20 protein-coding genes are annotated in these 19,657 nt (G+C 66.0%); 18 read left to right on the top strand and 2 right to left on the bottom strand.

Features of this window, described 5'->3' with window-relative positions; all coding sequences use genetic code 11:
* Positions 1–84: 84 nt before the first annotated feature.
* On the bottom strand, positions 85–558 hold the full coding sequence (locus tag AC3DET_RS04270) for an SET domain-containing protein (RefSeq protein ID WP_192200407.1): 474 nt from the start codon (positions 556–558) through the stop codon (positions 85–87).
* Positions 559–714: 156 nt separating this feature from the next.
* On the opposite strand from AC3DET_RS04270, the gene AC3DET_RS04275 reads away from it, so the two are divergent.
* Complete coding sequence (locus AC3DET_RS04275) at positions 715–1,257, top strand: cytochrome C (RefSeq protein ID WP_488390811.1); 543 nt, start codon at positions 715–717, stop codon at positions 1,255–1,257.
* A 46-nt stretch (positions 1,258–1,303) separates the two neighbouring features.
* On the opposite strand, the gene AC3DET_RS04280 is transcribed toward AC3DET_RS04275, so the two are convergent.
* Entirely contained in the window at positions 1,304–1,507 is a 204-nt protein-coding gene (locus tag AC3DET_RS04280; RefSeq protein ID WP_488390812.1) for a hypothetical protein, read from the bottom strand.
* A gap of 208 nt (positions 1,508–1,715) precedes the next feature.
* On the opposite strand from AC3DET_RS04280, the gene AC3DET_RS04285 reads away from it, so the two are divergent.
* From AC3DET_RS04285 to AC3DET_RS04365, 17 genes are all read left to right on the top strand, one after another.
* Positions 1,716–2,177 carry an SUF system Fe-S cluster assembly regulator gene (locus tag AC3DET_RS04285; RefSeq protein ID WP_488390813.1) on the top strand — a complete coding sequence of 154 codons (462 nt, stop codon included), beginning with the start codon at positions 1,716–1,718 and terminating at the stop codon, positions 2,175–2,177.
* Between the two features lie 15 nt (positions 2,178–2,192).
* On the top strand, positions 2,193–3,632 hold the full coding sequence (sufB, locus tag AC3DET_RS04290; protein WP_488390814.1) for a Fe-S cluster assembly protein SufB: 1,440 nt from the start codon (positions 2,193–2,195) through the stop codon (positions 3,630–3,632).
* A 157-nt stretch (positions 3,633–3,789) separates the two neighbouring features.
* On the top strand, positions 3,790–4,554 hold the full coding sequence (gene sufC / locus AC3DET_RS04295; protein WP_446537619.1) for a Fe-S cluster assembly ATPase SufC: 765 nt from the start codon (positions 3,790–3,792) through the stop codon (positions 4,552–4,554).
* A complete protein-coding gene (sufD, locus tag AC3DET_RS04300; RefSeq protein ID WP_488390815.1) occupies positions 4,554–5,816 on the top strand; it encodes a Fe-S cluster assembly protein SufD in 1,263 nt (420 codons plus the stop codon). Before sufC ends, sufD begins: the two co-directional genes overlap by 1 nt.
* Entirely contained in the window at positions 5,813–7,066 is a 1,254-nt protein-coding gene (locus AC3DET_RS04305) for a cysteine desulfurase (RefSeq protein ID WP_488390816.1), read from the top strand. Before sufD ends, AC3DET_RS04305 begins: the two co-directional genes overlap by 4 nt.
* Before the next feature lie 134 nt (positions 7,067–7,200).
* The gene (locus AC3DET_RS04310; protein WP_488390817.1) at positions 7,201–7,740 is read left to right on the top strand and encodes a GNAT family N-acetyltransferase; all 540 of its coding nucleotides are present in this window, start codon (positions 7,201–7,203) and stop codon (positions 7,738–7,740) included.
* Positions 7,737–8,069: a non-heme iron oxygenase ferredoxin subunit gene (locus AC3DET_RS04315; RefSeq protein ID WP_488390818.1), complete on the top strand. Its 333-nt coding sequence runs from the start codon at positions 7,737–7,739 to the stop codon at positions 8,067–8,069. Before AC3DET_RS04310 ends, AC3DET_RS04315 begins: the two co-directional genes overlap by 4 nt.
* A gap of 99 nt (positions 8,070–8,168) precedes the next feature.
* The gene (locus tag AC3DET_RS04320; RefSeq protein WP_488390819.1) at positions 8,169–8,540 is read left to right on the top strand and encodes a hypothetical protein; all 372 of its coding nucleotides are present in this window, start codon (positions 8,169–8,171) and stop codon (positions 8,538–8,540) included.
* Between the two features lie 147 nt (positions 8,541–8,687).
* Positions 8,688–11,021, top strand: a complete 2,334-nt coding sequence (locus tag AC3DET_RS04325) for a TonB-dependent receptor (RefSeq protein ID WP_488390820.1) — start codon at positions 8,688–8,690, stop codon at positions 11,019–11,021.
* A gap of 75 nt (positions 11,022–11,096) precedes the next feature.
* Entirely contained in the window at positions 11,097–11,783 is a 687-nt protein-coding gene (locus AC3DET_RS04330) for a Fe2+-dependent dioxygenase (RefSeq protein WP_488390821.1), read from the top strand.
* 188 nt (positions 11,784–11,971) lie between these two features.
* On the top strand, positions 11,972–12,349 hold the full coding sequence (locus AC3DET_RS04335; protein ID WP_488390822.1) for a hypothetical protein: 378 nt from the start codon (positions 11,972–11,974) through the stop codon (positions 12,347–12,349).
* A gap of 103 nt (positions 12,350–12,452) precedes the next feature.
* A complete protein-coding gene (locus AC3DET_RS04340) occupies positions 12,453–14,816 on the top strand; it encodes a TonB-dependent receptor domain-containing protein (protein ID WP_488390823.1) in 2,364 nt (787 codons plus the stop codon).
* 105 nt (positions 14,817–14,921) lie between these two features.
* A complete protein-coding gene (locus AC3DET_RS04345; protein ID WP_488391167.1) occupies positions 14,922–15,563 on the top strand; it encodes a PepSY-associated TM helix domain-containing protein in 642 nt (213 codons plus the stop codon).
* A 29-nt stretch (positions 15,564–15,592) separates the two neighbouring features.
* Complete coding sequence (locus AC3DET_RS04350; RefSeq protein WP_488390824.1) at positions 15,593–16,126, top strand: DUF2271 domain-containing protein; 534 nt, start codon at positions 15,593–15,595, stop codon at positions 16,124–16,126.
* Between the two features lie 32 nt (positions 16,127–16,158).
* Positions 16,159–16,977: a DUF4198 domain-containing protein gene (locus tag AC3DET_RS04355; RefSeq protein ID WP_488390825.1), complete on the top strand. Its 819-nt coding sequence runs from the start codon at positions 16,159–16,161 to the stop codon at positions 16,975–16,977.
* A gap of 45 nt (positions 16,978–17,022) precedes the next feature.
* The gene (locus AC3DET_RS04360) at positions 17,023–18,015 is read left to right on the top strand and encodes an FAD:protein FMN transferase (protein WP_488390826.1); all 993 of its coding nucleotides are present in this window, start codon (positions 17,023–17,025) and stop codon (positions 18,013–18,015) included.
* Complete coding sequence (locus tag AC3DET_RS04365) at positions 18,012–19,655, top strand: sulfite reductase subunit alpha (RefSeq protein ID WP_488390827.1); 1,644 nt, start codon at positions 18,012–18,014, stop codon at positions 19,653–19,655. Before AC3DET_RS04360 ends, AC3DET_RS04365 begins: the two co-directional genes overlap by 4 nt.
* The last annotated feature ends 2 nt before the right edge of the window (positions 19,656–19,657 follow it).

Consider the following 19,657-nt stretch of genomic DNA (forward strand, 5'->3'; position numbering starts at 1 on the left):
CGTTAGCGGCGGGACGCGCGCGCGACACCTGCCTTCGGTCATTTCAACCGTTCGGCCTTCCGCGGCATCCGTGCCTGATGGGGATCAGCGACCCTTCTTGGGTTGCAGCATCGTGCCCGTGCACTTCTTGCTGCCGCAGCGGCAGGCCCAGATCTTCTTCAGGCGCGCGGTGTGCGGTTCGGACAGGGTGATGCCGTAGTTGTAGGTCAGCTCCTCGCCGGGCTTGATCGCGCGGATCGCCTCGATGAAGACCTTGTCCTTCTTGCGGTTCTTGCCGTCGTGCTCTTCGATCACGGCTTCGCAGTTGGGGTCGCAGCTGTGGTTGATCCAGCGCGCCTTGTTGCCCTTGTGGTTCGCGTCGATGACGTAATCATCGTTGAGCGTGAACAGGAACGTATGGCCCGAATCCGCGTCGCCGGTGTCGTCGGCGTCCACTTCGTCATGCGTGCGGCGCTTGCCCTTGTATTCCACCACGCGCTCGCCCTTCTCGATCGGGGCGATGGCGAACACGCCGTTGCCATGGATGTCGGATTGGCGGGCTTCGATCTTGCGGGGCATGCGGTGTCCAGGGAGGCAGTGGAGTGCGGAGGGGGGATTCTCGCCCAATGCCGCCGCGTTTCCCACCTTCCATGCCGCTGAACGGCATCGCGACACATGGCCGGTCCCCACGGGGCGGTGCGTTCCTTGCCCGGTTCCCTTCGATTTGTCCTCGCCATGCGCCCTGTCCGTGCCCTGCTGATGCCCGTCTCGCTGTTGTTCCTGGCCGCGTGCCAACCTGCCGGGCCACGCGCTGTCGCGAGCCTGCCGCCGGCGTCCGCCTCAGCGACGGGAGGCGATCTGCTCGCGCGCGGCGAATACCTGGTCCGCATCGCCGGCTGCAACGATTGCCACACCCCGGGCTATGCCGAATCGGGCGGCAAGGTCGACAAGGCGGGATGGCTGGTGGGTTCGCCGATGGGTTTCCACGGCCCCTGGGGCACAACCTACGCCAGCAACCTGCGCCTGCGCATGCAGCAGCTGACCGAGGCGCAATGGCTGGAATACAGCGCCAACCTGCGCACCCGCCCGATCATGCCGGACTTCGCCGTGCGCGACATGAGTGAAGAGGACCGCCGCGCGATCTACCGTTTCGTGCACGCCCTCGGCGCTGCAGGACAGCCGGCGCCGGAGGCGTTGCCGCCGGGCAGGACGCCGCCGCCGCCCTACTTCGGCATGGTGCTGCCGGCGCCGCCCTCGCCGCCCGCCGCCGCCCAGTGAGCGGTGCTGGCGGGCTCCACTATGAAAACCTCCACCATGGACACATTCACCAGGGAAGCACGCGGCCACTGACCATCCAGAACAGACCGAAGGCCAATCCGAACAGCGTCCAGAACAGCTGGCCCAGCCCGCGGAACAGCTTCACCGCCAGATAGGCGCCGCCGATGGCCAGCAGCACGCGCCACAGGAAGCCCTGGTCCAGGCCGTGACGGGAGGAAGCGGATTCGGGGTGACCGTGGATCGTGTTCATGGCGACTGTCCTTGAAGAGAGGCCGTCCAGGAGTGGACACCGCCCATCTTCCTGACCGGACGCCCCCGGCATCAGTCGCAGCCGTCAGCCATTGCGGGTGACATTCGTCAGCCCGCGCCGGCACGCCTGAACGGGGGAATTCCTCCAGGTTTGAGCCGCGAGGGACAAAAGCGTACAATTTCGGTACGTTTTAAGGATCCCCCTCCCCATGCTCCGCGTCACCAAGCTCACCGACTACGCCACCGTGGTCCTGACCGTGCTCGCCGCACGACCGGGCGATGTGCTCAGTGCGTCCGACCTGGCCGAGCATTCGGGCCTGGAGTCGCCCACGGTCAGCAAGGTATTGAAGCCGCTCGCCCAAGCCGGGCTGGTGGAAGGCCTGCGTGGCGTCCACGGCGGCTACCGCCTGAGCCGCGACGCGGCCGACATCAGCCTGGTGGAAATCGTCGAGGCCATGGAAGGTCCGTTGGCCATGACCGAATGCAGCCAGAGCGAAAGCCAGTGCGGCATCGCCCACCAGTGCGGCGCGCGCGCCAACTGGCGCCTGATCAACGATGTGGTGGCCGACGCGCTGCGCGGCTTCACCCTGGCCCAGATGATCACCCCTCCCCCCTCCTCTTCCGACGACACGCGCAGGCGCCCCATCGCCGTGCGGGTCGCGACCCGTTGAACCGTAGGCAGCCCGATGGCCACCGAGAACGCTGAAATCCTGGAACAGCTGGGACGTCGCTACGACGCCGGCTTCATCACCGACATCGAATCCGATTCGCTGCCGCCCGGCCTCGGCGAGGACGTGGTGCGCGCCCTCTCCGCGAAGAAGGAAGAACCCGAGTGGATGACCGAGTGGCGGCTGGCGGCCTACCGCCACTGGCTGACCATGCCGGTGCCGCACTGGGCCAAGCTGAAGATCGCGCCGATCGACTTCCAGGCGATCAGCTACTACTCCGCACCGAAGGCCAAGTACGTCTCGCTGGATGAGGTGCCGCAGGAACTGCTGGACACCTACGACAAACTCGGCGTGCCGCTGCACGAGCGCGCCAAGCTGGCCGGCGTGGCGGTGGACGCGGTGTTCGACTCCGTGTCCGTCGGCACCACCTTCCGCAAGGAACTGGCCGAGAAGGGCGTGATCTTCTGCTCGATGAGCGAAGCCATCAAGGAACACCCGGCGCTGGTCAAACAGTACCTGGGCAGCGTGGTGCCGGTAGGCGACAACTACTTCGCCGCATTGAATTCGGCGGTGTTCTCCGATGGCAGCTTCGTGTTCATCCCCAAGGGCGTCCGCTGCCCGATGGAACTGAGCACCTACTTCCGCATCAATGCCGGCCATACCGGCCAGTTCGAGCGCACGCTGATCATCTGCGAGGACAAGGCCTACGTCTCGTACCTGGAAGGCTGCACCGCGCCGATGCGCGACGAGAACCAGCTGCACGCCGCGGTGGTCGAGCTGGTCGCGCTGGAAGATGCCGAAATCAAGTACAGCACCGTGCAGAACTGGTACCCGGGCGACGAGGAAGGCCGCGGCGGCATCTACAACTTCGTCACCAAGCGCGCCGAATGCCGGGGCGACCGCAGCAAAGTGACCTGGACACAGGTGGAAACCGGTTCGGCAATCACCTGGAAGTACCCGTCCTGCGTGCTGCTGGGCGACGACTCGACCGGCGAATTCCACTCGGTGGCGCTCACCCACCATCGCCAGCAGGCCGACACCGGCACCAAGATGATCCACGTGGGCAAGCGCACCAAGAGCAAGATCGTCAGCAAGGGCATCAGTGCCGGCCGCGGCCAGAACACCTACCGTGGCCTGGTGAAGGTGGACCGCAACGCCGACGGCGCGCGCAACCACACCCAGTGCGACAGCCTGCTGATCGGCAAGAAGTGTGGCGCCCACACCTTCCCCTACATCGAGGTGAAGAACCCGACGGCGACGCTGGAACACGAGGCCACTACCTCCAAGATCAGCGACGACCAGATGTTCTACTGCCGCGCGCGTGGCATCAGCCAGGAGGACGCGGTGTCGATGATCGTCGACGGCTTCTGCAAGCAGGTCTTCCGGGAACTGCCGATGGAGTTCGCGGTGGAGGCGAAGAAGCTGCTGGAAGTGTCGCTGGAAGGCAGCGTGGGATAAGGCTTCTCCCTTCTCCCGCCGGGAGAAGGTGGCGCGAAGCGCCGGATGAGGGTGCGGCGGAATCGGGAAGGTTCACCGCCAACGATTCCGCCAGACCCTCACCCCAACCCCTCTCCCGGTGGGAGAGGGGCTCAAGAAATCAAACTGGAAACGCACCATGTTGAAGATCGACAACCTCCACGCCAGCGTCGCCGGCAAGGAAATCCTGAAAGGCCTCTCGCTCGACGTGAAGCCGGGCCAGGTGCACGCCATCATGGGCCCCAATGGCGCGGGCAAGTCCACGCTGGGCAACATTCTTGCCGGCCGCGAAGGGTATGAGGTCACCGCCGGCACGGTGGAATTCGAAGGCAAGCCGCTGCTGGAACTGGAACCGGAAGAGCGCGCCGCCGCCGGCGTGTTCCTCGCCTTCCAGTACCCGGTGGAAATCCCCGGCGTCAACAACACCTATTTCCTGCGCGCCGCGCTCAATGCCCAGCGCAAGGCGCGTGGAGAGGCCGAACTGGATTCCATGCAGTTCCTCAAGCTGGTGCGCGAGAAACTGGCCGTGCTGCACCTGAAGGACGAACTGCTGCACCGGGGTGTCAACGAAGGCTTCAGCGGTGGCGAGAAGAAGCGCAACGAGATCTTCCAGCTGGCCGTACTCGAACCCAAGCTCGCGATCCTCGACGAGACCGACAGCGGCCTGGACATCGACGCGCTGAAGAACGTCGCCGAGGGCGTCAATGCGTTACGTTCGCCCGACCGCGCCTTCCTGGTCATCACTCACTACCAGCGCCTGCTCGACTACATCAAGCCCGACGTCGTGCATGTGCTCGCCAATGGGCGCATCGTCGAATCCGGCGGCCCGGAACTGGCACTGGAACTCGAAGAGCACGGTTACGCGTGGATCAAGGACCGCGTGGCACCGGAGAAGGTCGCCTGATGAGCGCGCTGCTGGATTCCCTGTCGGCCGGCTTCAACGGCGACGCGGCGCGCCGCGCCGTACTGGACGAAGCCCTGCGCGATGGCCTGCCCGGGCCGCGCGCGGAAGCGTGGAAGTACACGTCGTTGCGCCAGCTGGAGCGCCGCAGCTTCGCCAGCGTGGACGCCGCACCCACCGTGGACCCGATGCTGCTGGCCGACATCCCCGCACCGCGTGCGGTGTTCGTCAACGGCCGCTATTCCGTCGCGCTGTCGCTGACCGCCGACCTGCCCGACGGTGTCAGCCTGCAGCTGCTGTCCGAAGCCCTCGCCGAAGGCGGTGACGCCGCGCGTTTCCTGCAGCGCCGCTTCGAGCGCGGCGACGAAGTGTTCGCCCGCCTCAACGCCGCGCTGGCCACCGAAGGCGTTCTCCTGCGTGCCGAAGCGGATGCCAGCAGCGATCAGCCCTTGCACCTGGTCTTCATCGGTGCCGAGGATGGCGCTGAGCGCGCCTGGCATCTGCGCAACCTGATCGAGCTGCGTGCCGGCGCTGCCCTGACCGTGGTCGAGCACCATGTCGCCATCGGCACGCACGCGCACCTCATCAACGCCCTGAGTCATGTGCACCTGGCGCAGGGAGCACGCCTCACCCATGCGCGCGTCGAAGCCGAGAGCGCGCGCGCTACCACGCTGCTGCGCACCGACGCGGTGCTGGCCCGTGACACCGAATACCGTCGCGTGGACCTGGAACTCGATGGCGGCCTGTCGCGCCATGAACTGAACGTCCGCCTCGAAGGCGACAGCGCACGCCTGATCGCCAACGGTGTGCTGCTGGCGCATGGTCGCCGCCATGTGGACACGCGCCTGGGCATCGACCACATCGCCCGCGATACCGCCTGCGAGCTGACGTGGCGCGGCCTGGGTGCGGGCCGCGGCCGCGTGGTTTTCCACGGCGGCATCCTGATCCGCGAGGGTGCGGACGGCACCGACGCGGCGCTGTCGAACAAGAACCTGCTGCTCTCCGACAACGCGGAGATCGACACCCAGCCGGTGCTCGAGATCCATGCCGACGAAGTCAAGGCGGCGCACGGCGCCACCGTCGGCCAACTGGAAGCCAATGCACTCTTCTACCTGCGCTCCCGCGGCCTGTCTGCGCCGGAAGCGCAGCAACTGCTGACGGCCGCGTTCTGCCGCGAACCGCTGTCCGTCATCCAGGACGCGGGCCTGCGCGAACTGCTGGTGGCGCGCGTCGATGCGGCGCTGGCGACCTTGGGCGCGGCATGAACCGCGAGACCGTCCAGGCGCCTGCGGCGGAAACCGGCGTCGACTGGGATCAGGTCCGCGCCGATTTCCCCTTGCTGACGCGCCAGGTCAACGGCAAGCCGCTGGTCTACCTGGACAGCGCCAACACCGGCCAGAAGCCCGCCTTGGTCATCGAGACCGTCGACGCGTTCTACCGCCAGCACAACGCCAACGTCAGCCGCGCCGTGCACACGCTCGGCACCGAGGCGACCGAGGCCTATGAAGGCGCGCGCAAGAAACTTGCGCGCTTCCTCAACGTGCGCCCGGACGAACTGGTGCTGTGCAGCGGCACCACGTTCGCGATCAATCTGGTCGCGTACTCGTGGGCGTTGCCGCGCCTGAAGGCCGGCGACACGATCCTGGTCTCGCGCATGGAGCACCACGCCAACATCGTGCCCTGGCAGCTGGTTGCCCAGCGCACCGGGGCGACAGTGAAGGTCGCGGAGATCCGCGAAGACGGCACGCTGGACCTGGATGCCCTGCACGCCGCCATGACCGGCGACGTGAAGCTGCTGGCCATCGCCCACACTTCCAACGTGCTGGGCACGGTGAATCCCGTTCGCGAGATCTGCCGCGAAGCCCGCAAGCGCGGCATCGTCACCGTCGTGGACGGCTCGCAGGCGGTTCCGCATCGAGCGGTGGACGTCGCGGCTATCGGTTGCGACTTCTATGCATTGACTGGTCACAAGATGTGCGGCCCCACCGGCACCGGGGCGCTGTGGGCACGCAAGGAACACCTGCAGGCCATGCCGCCCTTTATCGGTGGCGGCGAGATGATCAAGGAAGTCAGCTTCGACGGCACCGTCTTCAACGACGCGCCGCACAAGTTCGAAGCCGGTACGCCCAACATCGCCGGCTTCATCGGCCTGGGTGCGGCCGTGGACTACCTCGATGCATTGGGCATGGCGCATGTCGAAACACGCGAAGCGGACTTGCTGGCGCACGCCACCGAGGAGCTGGACAGGATCGACGGCCTGCGCATCTTCGGCCGCGCGCCGGACAAGGCGGCAGTGATCTCGTTCCTGATCGAAGGCGCGCACGCACACGACCTGGCCACGCTGCTGGACCTGGAGGGCGTCGCGGTCCGTTCCGGCCAGCACTGCGCCCATCCGCTGCTGCAGTTCTACGGGGTGGCGGCCACGCTGCGGGCATCGTTCGCGTTCTACAACACGCACGAGGAAGTGGAGCGTTTCATTGCCGCCCTGAAGAAGGCGCGTAGCCTGCTGGCGTAACGACTGCGTTCTGCAGGGGCGATGCCGGTCGCGACCGCGCATTCTTCTACTGCAGAACCTGTCGGGGCATGGCGGGATCGCGGTCGCGACTGACGTCGCTCCTACAGGTTGCCGGATTTCCGTAAAATCCGGCCATGGATACCCTGACATTCCGCACGGCCACCGAGGCCGACATCCCCGAACTCGTCGCCCTGGTGACGTCCGCCTACCGGGGCGACGTCAGCAGGCAGGGCTGGACCACCGAAGCCGACCTTCTGGACGGCCAGCGCATAGACGCCGACGCGCTCCGCCGCGACATCGAACGGCCGCGCAGCCGGATCATCATCGCCGAACGAGCCGGGGACCCGCTCGCCTGCGCACACGTGGCGGACGACGACGGTGCCGGTTACTTCGGCATGTTCTCGGTGCGTCCCGACCTGCAGGGCGCAGGCGTGGGGAAGGCCATGCTGGCCGAGGCGGAGCGCATTGCATGCGTCGAGTGGCGACTGCCTGCGATGCGGATGACCGTGATCGACCTGCGCGATGAACTGATCGCTTTCTATGAGCGGCGCGGCTATGCGCGTACCGGGATCAAGAAGCCGTTCCCCTATGGCGATGCGCGCTACGGCATCCCCAAGCGTGACGACCTGCGTTTCGAAGTCCTGGAGAAACCGCTGCCGGGAGACACGGCATGAGCAGGACATGGACCTTCGTCTGTGCCACCGGCGAGTTGCTGCCGGGCGAGATGAAGATGATCTTCGACGAGGTCACGGGCACGCCCATCGTCATCTTCAACCATGATGGCGACCTGTATGCGCTGGAAGACAAATGCAGCCACGAGGACTTCGAACTGTCCTCCGGCAGTTTCGATGCCGGGGAAGCCAGCATCGAATGCGTGCTGCACGGCGCACGTTTCGACATCCGCGATGGCCGCGCCCTGTGCGCGCCTGCCTACTCGCCCGTGGTGAAATTCCCGACGAAGACAGAGCACGGTGGCGTCTGGACACGCGACGACCGGGACTGAGCCGGGAATGTGAATATTCTGTTGTAATCGCAAATCATTCTCATTATCCTGTCGCACCCCTGCGGCGGATTGCCGCAGCCTGACCCGCCCGAGGCCCCGGTGCTGCGTGATGCCAGCTCAATCATGACCGCGTTCGCCCGCCTGGTGCTGGCATGCCTGCTCGTGATCATGGGCAGCGCTGCGCTGGCTTCTACGGGGATCTTCCCGCCAGCGGGTTCATCTTCGGACACTTTGTTGCATCGCGATGCCGGGATCCACTCCCGGGACGAGCTCCGCTACGGCTCGGCGTCGCTGGCGGAGCAGGCGACTGAAGGTCTGTCCATGCCGGCCGAATCCGAAGGCGATGACGTGGGCGCCCGCGCCCAGTCCGCGCGGGCAGGGTCGCGGGCGCATGATGCGGCCGCCGGCCATTCCAACAGCGCCCCCTCGCGCCATATCCGCCATCCCGGTCGCGGGCCGCCGACCGCCTGAGCCGCCCGCGTGCACCGCGCCTGCCGGTGACACCGCTGCTTGCAGGATCCAGCCCCAGCAAAGGCGCAGATCCGCCGCCCAAGTCTTCACTCCACTCCCGCCAGCCTTCCGCCACCGGGTGTTTCTTCTCCGCACCTGAGGATCCTCATGAACCTGCGTCCATCCCCGCTTGCCGCCGCCCTGTTGCTCGCCATCACTGCCCCCGCGCTCGCCGCACCGACCGGGGACGTGGCCGCCGATGCCACAGGCCAGGCCAAGGAACTCGACGCCGTCGAAGTGCACGGCGAACGTGTACAGAAAGCGAGCTCACCGAAGTACACGGAAGCCCTGGTCGACACGCCGCAGACCATCACCGTGGTGACCAGCGAAGTGATGGCGCAGCAGAACCTGCTCGGACTGAGGGACGTGCTCAGCACGCTGCCCGGCATCACCTTCGGCGCCGGTGAAGGCGGCGGCGGCTACGGCGACAGTATCAACCTGCGCGGCTTCACCGCCAGCAGCGACATCACCACCGACGGTGTACGCGACAGTGCGCAGTACACCCGTAGCGATACTTTCAACCTGGAAGCGATCGAACTGATCAATGGCGCCAACTCGGCTATGTCAGGTGCCGGCTCCGTCGGCGGCAACATCAACCTGGTGAGCAAGGTCGCGCGCGAAGGCGACTTCAGCTTGTTCACCGTGGGCGCTGGGAGCGACAAGTACGGCCGGGTCACTGCTGACAGCAACTTCGATTTCGACAACGGCATCGCCGTGCGACTGAACGCCATGGGACATACCCAGGACGTTCCGGGCCGCGATGAGGAATTCAAGCATCGCTGGGGCTTCGCGCCGTCGATTGCGTTCGGGCTGGGGTCGGACACGCGCCTCACCCTGAGCTACCTGCACCAGGAAGACAACAACATGCCGCAGTACGGCGTTCCTTTCGCGCTCAGCCCATTCAACAATGGGCCGCTGCCAGGCGTCGATCGCGAGACGTACTTCGGCTATCGCAACACGTCCCGCCAGGAAAGCACGGTCGACATGCTGACCGGCGTATTCGAGATGGACTTTGGCGATCGCGTGAAGCTGCGCACCCTGGGACGCCTGCAACGGGTCGAGCAATACACCAATGCCACGGCACTGCAAGGTAGCTGGTGCCTGCCGAACAGTACGAACCCCTACACCGGCCAAGCCTGCGCCGGTCAGCCTGCCGGCACATGGAATCCAAATGGTGGACCTCGTGGCCTCGTCCGCGACACGGAGAATTTCATAGCGCACAGTCAGACCGACCTGACCGCCACTTTCGACACCGGCACGGTCCGTCATGACGTGGTGGTCGGCGTGTCTTTCAGCAAAGAAGACTTCGACCTCGACTCCGGAACGACGTTCCGCAATCCGGATGGTTCGACCACGGGCATCACTTATCCCATCCAGAACTTCGACAACCCCTACAACATCTGGACGGGTCCACAGAATTACTTCCGCACGGGCCGCACCGAGGGCAGCCTGAACAATCAGGCGGCATACGTGTTCGACACGTTGAAGTTCGGCCAGCAGTGGCTGCTGAACCTAGGTGCACGCTACGAGCACAACGAAGGCGACACGGTGAACTACACCGTGAACGCCGCAGGCGCGGTCACCGGGATTGCACCCGGCTACCCGGCACGAAACGAGGATGATCTGTTCTCCTACCGCGCCGGTCTGGTTTACAAGCCGGTGGACAACGCCAGCGTGTACCTGTCGTACGCCAACAGCAAGACGCCGTCCAAGGCTTCGGTGAATGGCTCATGCTCACCCGCCATTCCCAACGCGAACCCGAATCTCCCGCCCTCCGCGAACAACTGCAACGTGGATCCAGAGACCGCCGTCAACATCGAACTCGGCACCAAATGGGACCTGATCGATCAGCGCCTGGCGCTCACTGCCGCCCTGTTCCGCAACGAACGCCAGAACTACAAGGTCGCCAGCGCCGATCCACTGCAGCCTGAGCAGGTGCTGGACGGCAAGGCCCGCGTCGACGGCGTCGCGCTGGGCGTGGCGGGCAACATCACCCGCGAATGGTCGGTGTTCGCCAACTACACATTCCTGGACAGCGAAGTCCTGCAGAGCGTCGCCGATGAAGCAACCGCCGATCCCGTCAAAGGGCGTGAGCTGACACAGACACCGCGTCACTCGGCCAGCCTGTGGACCACCTACGCGCTGGGCGACTGGACGTTCGGCTACGGCGCGACCTATCAGGGTGAGTTCTACCCCAACAACGCAACGGCCGCGGCCTATCTCAAGACAGACGCCTACTGGGTGCATCGCGCCATGGTCAGCTACCAGCTCACTTCGCGTATCGGTTTGCAGCTCAACGTCAACAATCTGTTCGACGAGGAGTACTACACCGGCATTCGCAACAATCTGACGATCACCAATGGCGTCGTCACTGCGGGCAATGGCTGGGCCAACCCGGGCGAGGGTCGTTCCGCAGTGCTGACCGCCACGTTCAAGTTCTGAGGCTCCGCTTGTAGGTCCGCGATCCGCCCCGCCCATGCACAATGGGCGGGGCTTCCTGTTTCGAGGTTCCCGATCATGCTGCTCGCCATTCCCGATGTCTTGACCCCGGCCCAGGTGGCTGACGCGCGTGCAACGCTCGACGCCGCCGACTGGGCTGACGGCCGCATCACCGCCGGCTACCAGTCGGCCAAGGCCAAGGACAACGCGCAGCTGCCGGAGGATTCGCCGGCCGCACGCGAGGTCGGCGCGCTGATCCTTGACGCCCTTTCCCGCAACAGCACCTTCTTTTCCGCAGCGCTGCCGAAGCGCATTTATCCACCCCTGTTCAATCGCTATGCCGGCGGCCAGTCGTTCGGCTACCACGTCGACAACGCGATCCGCTACGACCGCAGCCGCGGCGGCGTGGATCCCGTCCGGACCGACGTATCGGCCACGCTCTTCCTCAGTGCGCCGGACGAATACGACGGCGGCGAACTGATCATCGAAGACACCTTCGGCACGCAGAGCGTGAAGCTGCCGGCCGGGCACATGGTGCTGTATCCCGGCACCAGCCTGCACAAGGTCACCCCGGTGACGCGGGGCGCGCGCGTGGCGTCGTTCTTCTGGATGCAGAGCATGGTGCGCGACGACGGCCACCGGCGACTGATGTTCGAACTGGACGTCTCGATCCGCCGTCTGACCGCCGACGTCCCCGACCACCCCGCACTGGTCCAGTTGACCGGCGTGTATCACAACCTGCTCAGGCAGTGGGCCGAGACCTGATTCCGCCGCCCGCGACACGACCAAGATCCATTCTTGTTTGCACTTGATAAGTATTCTCATTTAAAATGCCCCCCGTTCGACGTGCCGCTCTTGGCACGTCGCCGGGGAACCGCTTGATCCGCATCCGTCCCACCGCTGCCAGCCCAGTCCCCGTGTCCGGTCGACGCGCGTCGTCCTGGCATGCGGGCATGGTGGCCGCCGTGTTGTGGGGCGCGCTGGCCCTGTTGGGCCTCGCCGCGGCCGGTCTGCTGCACCCCGATGCCTCCAGCGCCCATGCCGTCTCCTACACCGGGCATGTGTCGGCCCATGTCCAGGATGGCGACCCGCCGGACGAGGTTCGACACCGTGCGCATTACCTGAAGAAACCGCGCCTCAGCGCACTGCAGGTCCTCACTCTCGCGTCGCCGGTCACGACGCCGGCCGTGTTTGCTTCCCGCGATTCCGACGCCCCCGGAAGTTGCGACCTGCACTCGCATCGCCGTGCGTCCCACGACGCGGCGCCCCCTGGCCGTGCCTGTCCGTCCCTCCGCCTGCATCCCGGCCAAGCGCCGCCGCACACGGCCTGACGGCTTTTTCGCCCGCACCACGCGGGCCTGCATGACCGTACGCCGCCCCGCATCCGCGGGCAGGCGCGTGCCTCCCTACCCTGTCCTCACTTCGATGAACCTCATGAAGAACTCTTGCAGCTCCCTGCAGGCGCCGCTGCGCCGCACCCGTCTTGCCATCGCGCTTATCGCCGTCGTGTCCGCGCCCGCACTCGCCCAGCCGATGCCCGATGGCGCCACCGACGCCACCGATCTCGACACCGTCGTGGTCACCGCCGCCGGCTTCGAGCAGAAGATCACCGATGCGCCGGCCAGCATCAGCGTGATCACGGCGGAAGAACTGCGCCAGCGCCCCTACATCACGCTGATCGACGCCGTGCGCGACCTGGAAGGCGTGGACGTCGGCGAGACGTCGGACAAGACCGGCCAGAAGACCATCAGCATCCGGGGCATGGGGCCGGACTACACATTGATCCTCATCGACGGCAAGCGCCAGAACAACCACGGCGACATCTATCCGAACGCGTTCGGCGGCAACCAGTTCAACCACATTCCGCCGCTGGACATGATCCAGCGCATCGAGGTGATCCGCGGCCCGGCCTCCACGCTGTACGGTGCGGATGCGTTGGGCGGCGTCATCAACATCATCACCCGCAAGGTCTCGGACCGCTGGCAGGGCTCGGCCACGCTGGGTCACGGTATCCAGGAGAACAGCGACTTCGGCAGCGACAGCACCTTCGACTTCATGTTGATGGGGCCGCTGGTGGAGGACCGCCTGGGCCTGGGCGTGCGCGGCTCCTGGTACGAGCGCAATGCATCCACGCCGGAATATGAAGCCATCACGGCACCTGACGGCAGCGTGTTCGAGCGGGCACTGGGCTTCGGAGGCGGCGGCAAGACGGTGGACAACACCAACAAGAGCGCAGGCGTCACGCTGAGCTGGACACCGACGGACAACCAGAGCGTCGTCTTCGACTACGACACGTCGGAGCAGGTGTACGACAACACGCCGTACATCAACAATCTCGGCTCCGAAACCTATCCGCTGGGCACGGTGGACGGGCTGGCCGGCATCTGGCGCGCGGCGCCGCAGGTGGGATACGCCGCCGACCAGGAATTCACCCGTGACCAGTGGTCGGTCACGCACAACGGCCAGTGGACTTTCGGCAACAGTTTCATCTCGCTGGCCCACATCGATACCGGCAACCACGGCCGCACCTTGCCGTTCACCGTCGCCGAGCGCCTGTTGCACCGGCAGATCTTCCAGGGCACGGGAGCATACGCCGGACTGAGCGTCGCCGAGCGCCAGGCCATCGCAGTCTCCACCTTCCTGCCGCGTCCGAAGCGCACCATGGACAGCCGCCAGTACACACTGGATGCGAAGCTCGACTTCGCGATCGGCCAGGCCCACCACGTCGTGGTCGGCGGGCAGCTCATCGATGGCGAACTGGAAGACGGCGTGTTCGGCATGGAAGGCGGCGGCGATGGCGGCGGCACCGTGCAGGACCACAAGATGTGGTCGCTGTTCGCCGAGGACAACTGGAACCCGATCGAAGCCCTCACCATCACGCTGGGCCTGCGCCATGACGACCACAATGTGTTCGGCAGCCATCTCAGCCCGCGTGCTTACGCGGTATGGGACGTCAGTGAAGCCTGGACGCTGAAGGGCGGCGTCAGCACGGGCTTCAAGACACCCAAGACCACCGACCTGTACGACGGCATCACCGGTTTCGGAGGCCAGGGCACCACGCCCTTCGTCGGCAATCCCGACCTGCAGCCCGAGACCAGCGTCAACAGCGAGATCGCGCTCTACTGGACGTCACCGGACGACGCGCACAACTTCAACCTTACAGTGTTCCGCAACGACTTCGACGACAAGATCGCGCGCGGCGAGACCAGCCTGAGCTGCGAGCAGACCGGCGGCGTGCGCCCCTGCGCCAACCTGGGCGACTACGCGCTGCTGGGCTACAGCACTTACGCGCAGAACATCAACATCGACGAAGTACGTATCCAGGGCGTGGAGATTGCCGGCCGCTGGGGCATCACCGACGCCTTGTCGTTGCGCGCCAACTACACCTTCACCGACAGCGAGCAGCTCAGTGGCGCACAGAGGGGCGTGCCGCTCACCAACACCGCCAGGAACATGGTCAATACCAGCCTGAACTGGCAGGCCACGGAGAACTTCAGCCTGCAGTTGCTGGCCGAAGCCCGCTCCAAGCGCTACCGCGACACCCTCAACGGCGTTCGGCGCGACTACCAGGACTACACCGTGCTGCACCTGGGCGCGCAGTACCGCTTCAACGAGCACGTCTCGGTGTCGGGACGCATCAACAACCTGCTGGACGAAGACTTCACCACCTTCCAGACGGTCTTCACCGACCTCAACAACGATGGCACCTACACCTCCAACGAGGTGGCGTACCTGGACGACTACAACAACAAGGACAAGTCGCGGAACCTGTGGCTGAGCCTCAACGTCAACTTCTGACGCGAACGCGCGCTCCCCTCTCCACGCGGGAGGGGAGCGCGCCCCTTAATTGAGAGCCATTCTCATCTGTGATGTAATGGCGTCCCGCTCCACCCTGCGTCGAGACTGCCGTTGCCCTCTTCCGCGTCCCCCGCCCTCCAGCAACAACGCCGCGGCTTCTGGCTGCGCACGTTGCACCAGTGGCACTGGATCAGTTCGGCGGTCTGCCTGATCGGCATGCTGCTGTTCTCCATCACGGGGATCACGCTGAACCACGCATCCAGGATCGAGGCCTCGCCCGAGGTCACCAACCTCACCGCCACGCTTCCCGCCCCCTTGCTCGCCGCGCTCGGTGACCGGCAGGACGGCAATGCACCGCTGCCTGCCAACATTGCCGATTGGCTCGACAAGGAACTGTCGGTATCCGTCGGTCAGCGGCCAGCGGAATGGTCCGACATGGAGCTTTACCTCTCGATGCCTGGCCCCGGTACGGATGCATGGCTGAGCATCGACCGGGAAACCGGTGCGGTGGAATACGAACGCACGCACCGTGGCTGGATCTCCTACTTCAATGACCTGCACAAGGGTCGCAACGCCGGGCCGGCATGGGGCTGGTTCCTCGACATCTTCGCCGTGGCCTGCCTGGTGTTCTGCATCACCGGCCTGTTCCTGCTCTACCTGCACGGTCGGCAGCGCCGCATGACCTGGCCGATGGTCGGCCTGGGCCTGCTGGTGCCGCTGTTGATCGCGCTGCTCTTCATCCACTGATTCCCTTCCACGAACCCACGAGTGACCGCATGTCGAAGATCGCCGTCCACACCACGCTGACCATCGCGCTCAGCGGCCTGCTGGCCACGCCGGCGTATGCCGCCACGCTGGACATCAACGTCGAGATCCCCAAGCTCAACGTGGCCGAGTACCACCGCCCCTACGTGGCCATCTGGATCGAAGGCGCGGACCAGAAGGTCGCCGCCAATCTCTCGGTCTGGTACCAGCAGACGAGCAATGCCGAAGGCCATGGCACCAAATGGTTGCCCGACATGCGCCAGTGGTGGCGCAAGTCCGGACGCAGCCTGAAGGTGCCCGTGGACGGCGTGACCGGCCCGACCAAGCCGGTGGGCAAGCATGCGCTGAGTTTCACCGACAAGCAGCCACAACTGGCCAAGCTGGCGCCGGGCGAATACACGCTGGTGGTCGAGGCCGCGCGCGAGGTCGGTGGCCGCGAACTGCTGAAGATCCCCTTCAGCTGGCCGGCGAAGAAGCCTGCGCAGGCCGGCAAGGCGCAGGGCAGCACCGAACTCGGCGCCGTGACCCTGGCCGTGAAGCCCTGATCGCCCTTCCCTTTTCCTTGCTGGAGACTTCCATGAAGCGTTCCCTTGCCGTCGCCGTCGCCATCGCCCTGGCCGCCACCATTCCCGCCACCGCCCTGGCGCACAAGGCCTGGATGATGCCGTCGCAGACGGTCATTGCCGGCACCAATCCGTGGATCACGGTCGACGCCGCCGTGTCGAACGACCTGTTCTACTTCAACCACGTGCCGCTGCGCACCGAGGGCCTGGCCATCACCGCGCCGGACGGCAGCACGGTGGAAGCGCACAACCTAGCAACCGGCAAGTACCGCACCGTGTTCGATGTCGAACTGAAGCAGCAGGGCACGTACCGCATCGCGACCGTCAACAAGGGGTTGATGGTCCGCTGGGAAGGTGCCGACGGCAAGCCGGGCGGACTGCGTGGCGCCAAGCCGGAAGACCTCGCCACCAAGGTGCCGAAGGATGCGAAGAACCTGCAGGTATCGCAGTCCATCGGCCGCATCGAGACGTTCGTGACCAACGGCTCGCCGAACGACACGGCGTTGAAGAGCTCGGGCGAAGGCCTGGAACTGGTGCCGGTGACGCACCCGAATGACCTGTTCGCAGGTGAAGCCGCGAAGTTCCGGATGCTGGTCGACGGCAAGCCCGCTGCCGGCCTGGAATTCGAGATCACGCGCGGCGGCACGCGCTATCGCAACGCGCAGGAAGAGATCAAGGTCACCACCGACGCGAGCGGCGAGTTCAGCGTGACCTGGCCGGAAGCCGGCATGTACTGGCTTGAAACCGGTACGCAGGATGACAAGACGTCGGTACCGCAGGCCAAGCAGCGTCGCCTGAGCTACGTGGCGACGCTCGAAGTGCTGCCGCAGTAATCCCGCATGGCGCCGCCGGACAGGCATCCGGCGGCGCGTGATCGAATGAACGTCTCCCTCTCCCCGCTCTCCGCTCCTCCATCGCCCGTACAGGCCGTGCACGGGCAGACCATGGGCACCACCTGGTCGGTGCAATGCGCGAGCGCGACGCGCCTCGATCTCCACACACTGCATGACGCGGTGCAGGTGCGCCTGGACCAGGTCGTGGCACAGATGAGCACGTGGCATGTGGACACGGACATCATGCGCTTCAACCGTGGCAGGGCGGGAGAATGGTTCACGCTGCAGGACGACTTCCTGCACGTGCTGACAGCAGCGCTCGAGATCGCGGCCGCCAGCGAAGGAACCTTCGACCCGACCGTGTCGCCCCTGGTGGCCGCATGGGGTTTCGGCGCACATGCCGGCGCCCGTGGACGTCCGACGCCAGCCGATCTCGTCGACGCGCGCGCGCGCGTGGGCTGGCAGCACCTGCGCTTCGATGCCAACCAACGCCGCGTCAGGCAACCGGGCGGCCTCATGCTCGATCTCTCGGCTATCGCCAAGGGCTACGGCGTGGATGTCGTCGCGGCGCTGCTGCGCCGTCGCGGCATCGACAGTGCGCTGGTGGAAGTAGGGGGCGAACTGTACGGCTACGGCCGCAAGCCCGACGGCCAGCCTTGGCGCGTGCTTGTCGAATCGTCGCCGGACGAGGAAGTGGATGACGATGGGCTGGAGCCGCGCGTGCTGACGCTCGATGGCGTGGCGGTCGCGACCTCCGGCGACCGTTGGCATGCCTATGCACACGAGGGCCGGCGCTATTCGCACACGATCGATCCGCGCAGCGGTGAGCCGGTGACCGATGCCGCAGCGGCCGTCACCGTGGTCGCGGCCGATGCCATGCAGGCCGATGCGTGGGCGACTGCGTTGACCGTGATGGGAACAGCCGATGGCCAGGCATTCGCAGCGCGCCACGGATTGGCCGCGCGCTTCCTCCAACGCTCCGCACAGGGCCTGCAGGAAACCATGACGCCCGCCTTCGAGCGACACCTCGCGGCATGAGCACGTCCCCGACGCCCTCGCGCGGAATCGCCCCGCTGCTGGGCAACACGCTGGTGATCCTGCTGCTGCTCGCATGCGCGTGGCTGTTCGCTCGCCTGCACGAAGGCGCCTGGTGGATGGCCGCGCCCTCGGCGATACGCGGCTACGCCGCTGCGGCAGCGGTGCTCGCGTACGCAGGCTTGACGGGTTGGTTTCTGCACCGTGCACGCGTGCGCGAACGCGCCGCCCAGCCCAGTGCGCATGCCGCGCAGGATGCAGTGTGGGTCGTGCATGCCAGCCAGACAGGCTTCGCGCTGGAACTGGCCGACCTGACAGCCGCCTCGCTCCGCCACAGCGGCGTGGTCGTGCAGCGCGCGGGGCTGGAGCATCTGGATGCGGTCCGGCTCAAGGGCATGACCCGCGCGGTCTTCGTGGTCAGTACGACCGGCGAGGGTGATCCACCCGATCCCGCCCTGGGCTTCGTGCGTCAGGTGATGCCGCAATCGCTTTCGCTGGCAGGCTTGCAGTACGCGGTGCTTGCGCTGGGCGACCGCGAGTACGCGCACTTCTGCGCTTTCGGCCATCAACTGGACGACTGGCTGCGTCGCCACGGCGCGCAACCGCTGTTCGACCTGGTCGAGGTCGACAACGCCGACGACAGCGCGCTGCGCCACTGGCAGCACCACATCGGCCAACTCGGCAATGGCACGGACATGCCCGACTGGTCGGCGCCACGCTACGAATCCTGGCGATTGCGCGAGCGCATCGAACTGAATCCCGGCAGTCTCGGCGGACCCGCGTTTCACCTGGTGCTGGAACCCACCGCGGGAATACTGCCGGCATGGACGGCGGGCGACATCGCGGAGATCGGCCCACGACACGCCATTGCCGATGTCGAAGCCTTTCTGCGTGCCAGCGGCCTGCAGGGCGATGCTGTGGTGGACTGGCAGGGCGAACGGGTGACATTGACTGACGTGCTCGCACGCAGCCAGTGGCCTTCCTCTGCCGGCGCGTCCCTGTTTCCGACTCCGCAGGCACTCGTTGACGCCTGCGCGCCGCTGCCCCATCGCGAGTATTCCGTTGCGTCGATACCGGAAGATGGCGCGCTGCACCTGCTGGTCCGCTTGATGCAGCGCGCGGACGGTGCGCCCGGGCTCGGTAGCGGATGGTTGTGCCGTCACGCCCGGCCTGGAGAAACGATTGCCCTGCGCATCCGGAGAAATCCGAACTTCCACCCCCCTGCTGCCCACGTACCGATGGTGCTGATTGGCAATGGCACCGGGTTGGCGGGATTGCGGGCCCACGTGAAGGCCCGAATGCATGCCGGAGTGACACGGAACTGGCTGCTGTTCGGCGAACGCCAGCGTTCCCGCGACTTCTTCCATGCCGACGAATTGATGGCATGGCACTCACAGGGTGCACTCGAACACCTTGACCTGGCGTTCTCCCGCGATGACGACGAGCACCGGTATGTCCAGCACGCCTTGCTGGCGCAGGACGAGCGTCTTCGCCAGTGGGTCGACGAAGGGGCCGCCCTGTACGTCTGCGGCAGCCTGGCGGGCATGGCGCCGGACGTGGACGCCACGCTGCGCCAGATACTCGGAGATGACAGGGTCGAGCGACTGCGTGGCGACGGGCGCTACCGCCGCGACGTCTACTGACG

This window comes from Pseudoxanthomonas sp. 97-1-1 (genome assembly GCF_057773125.1).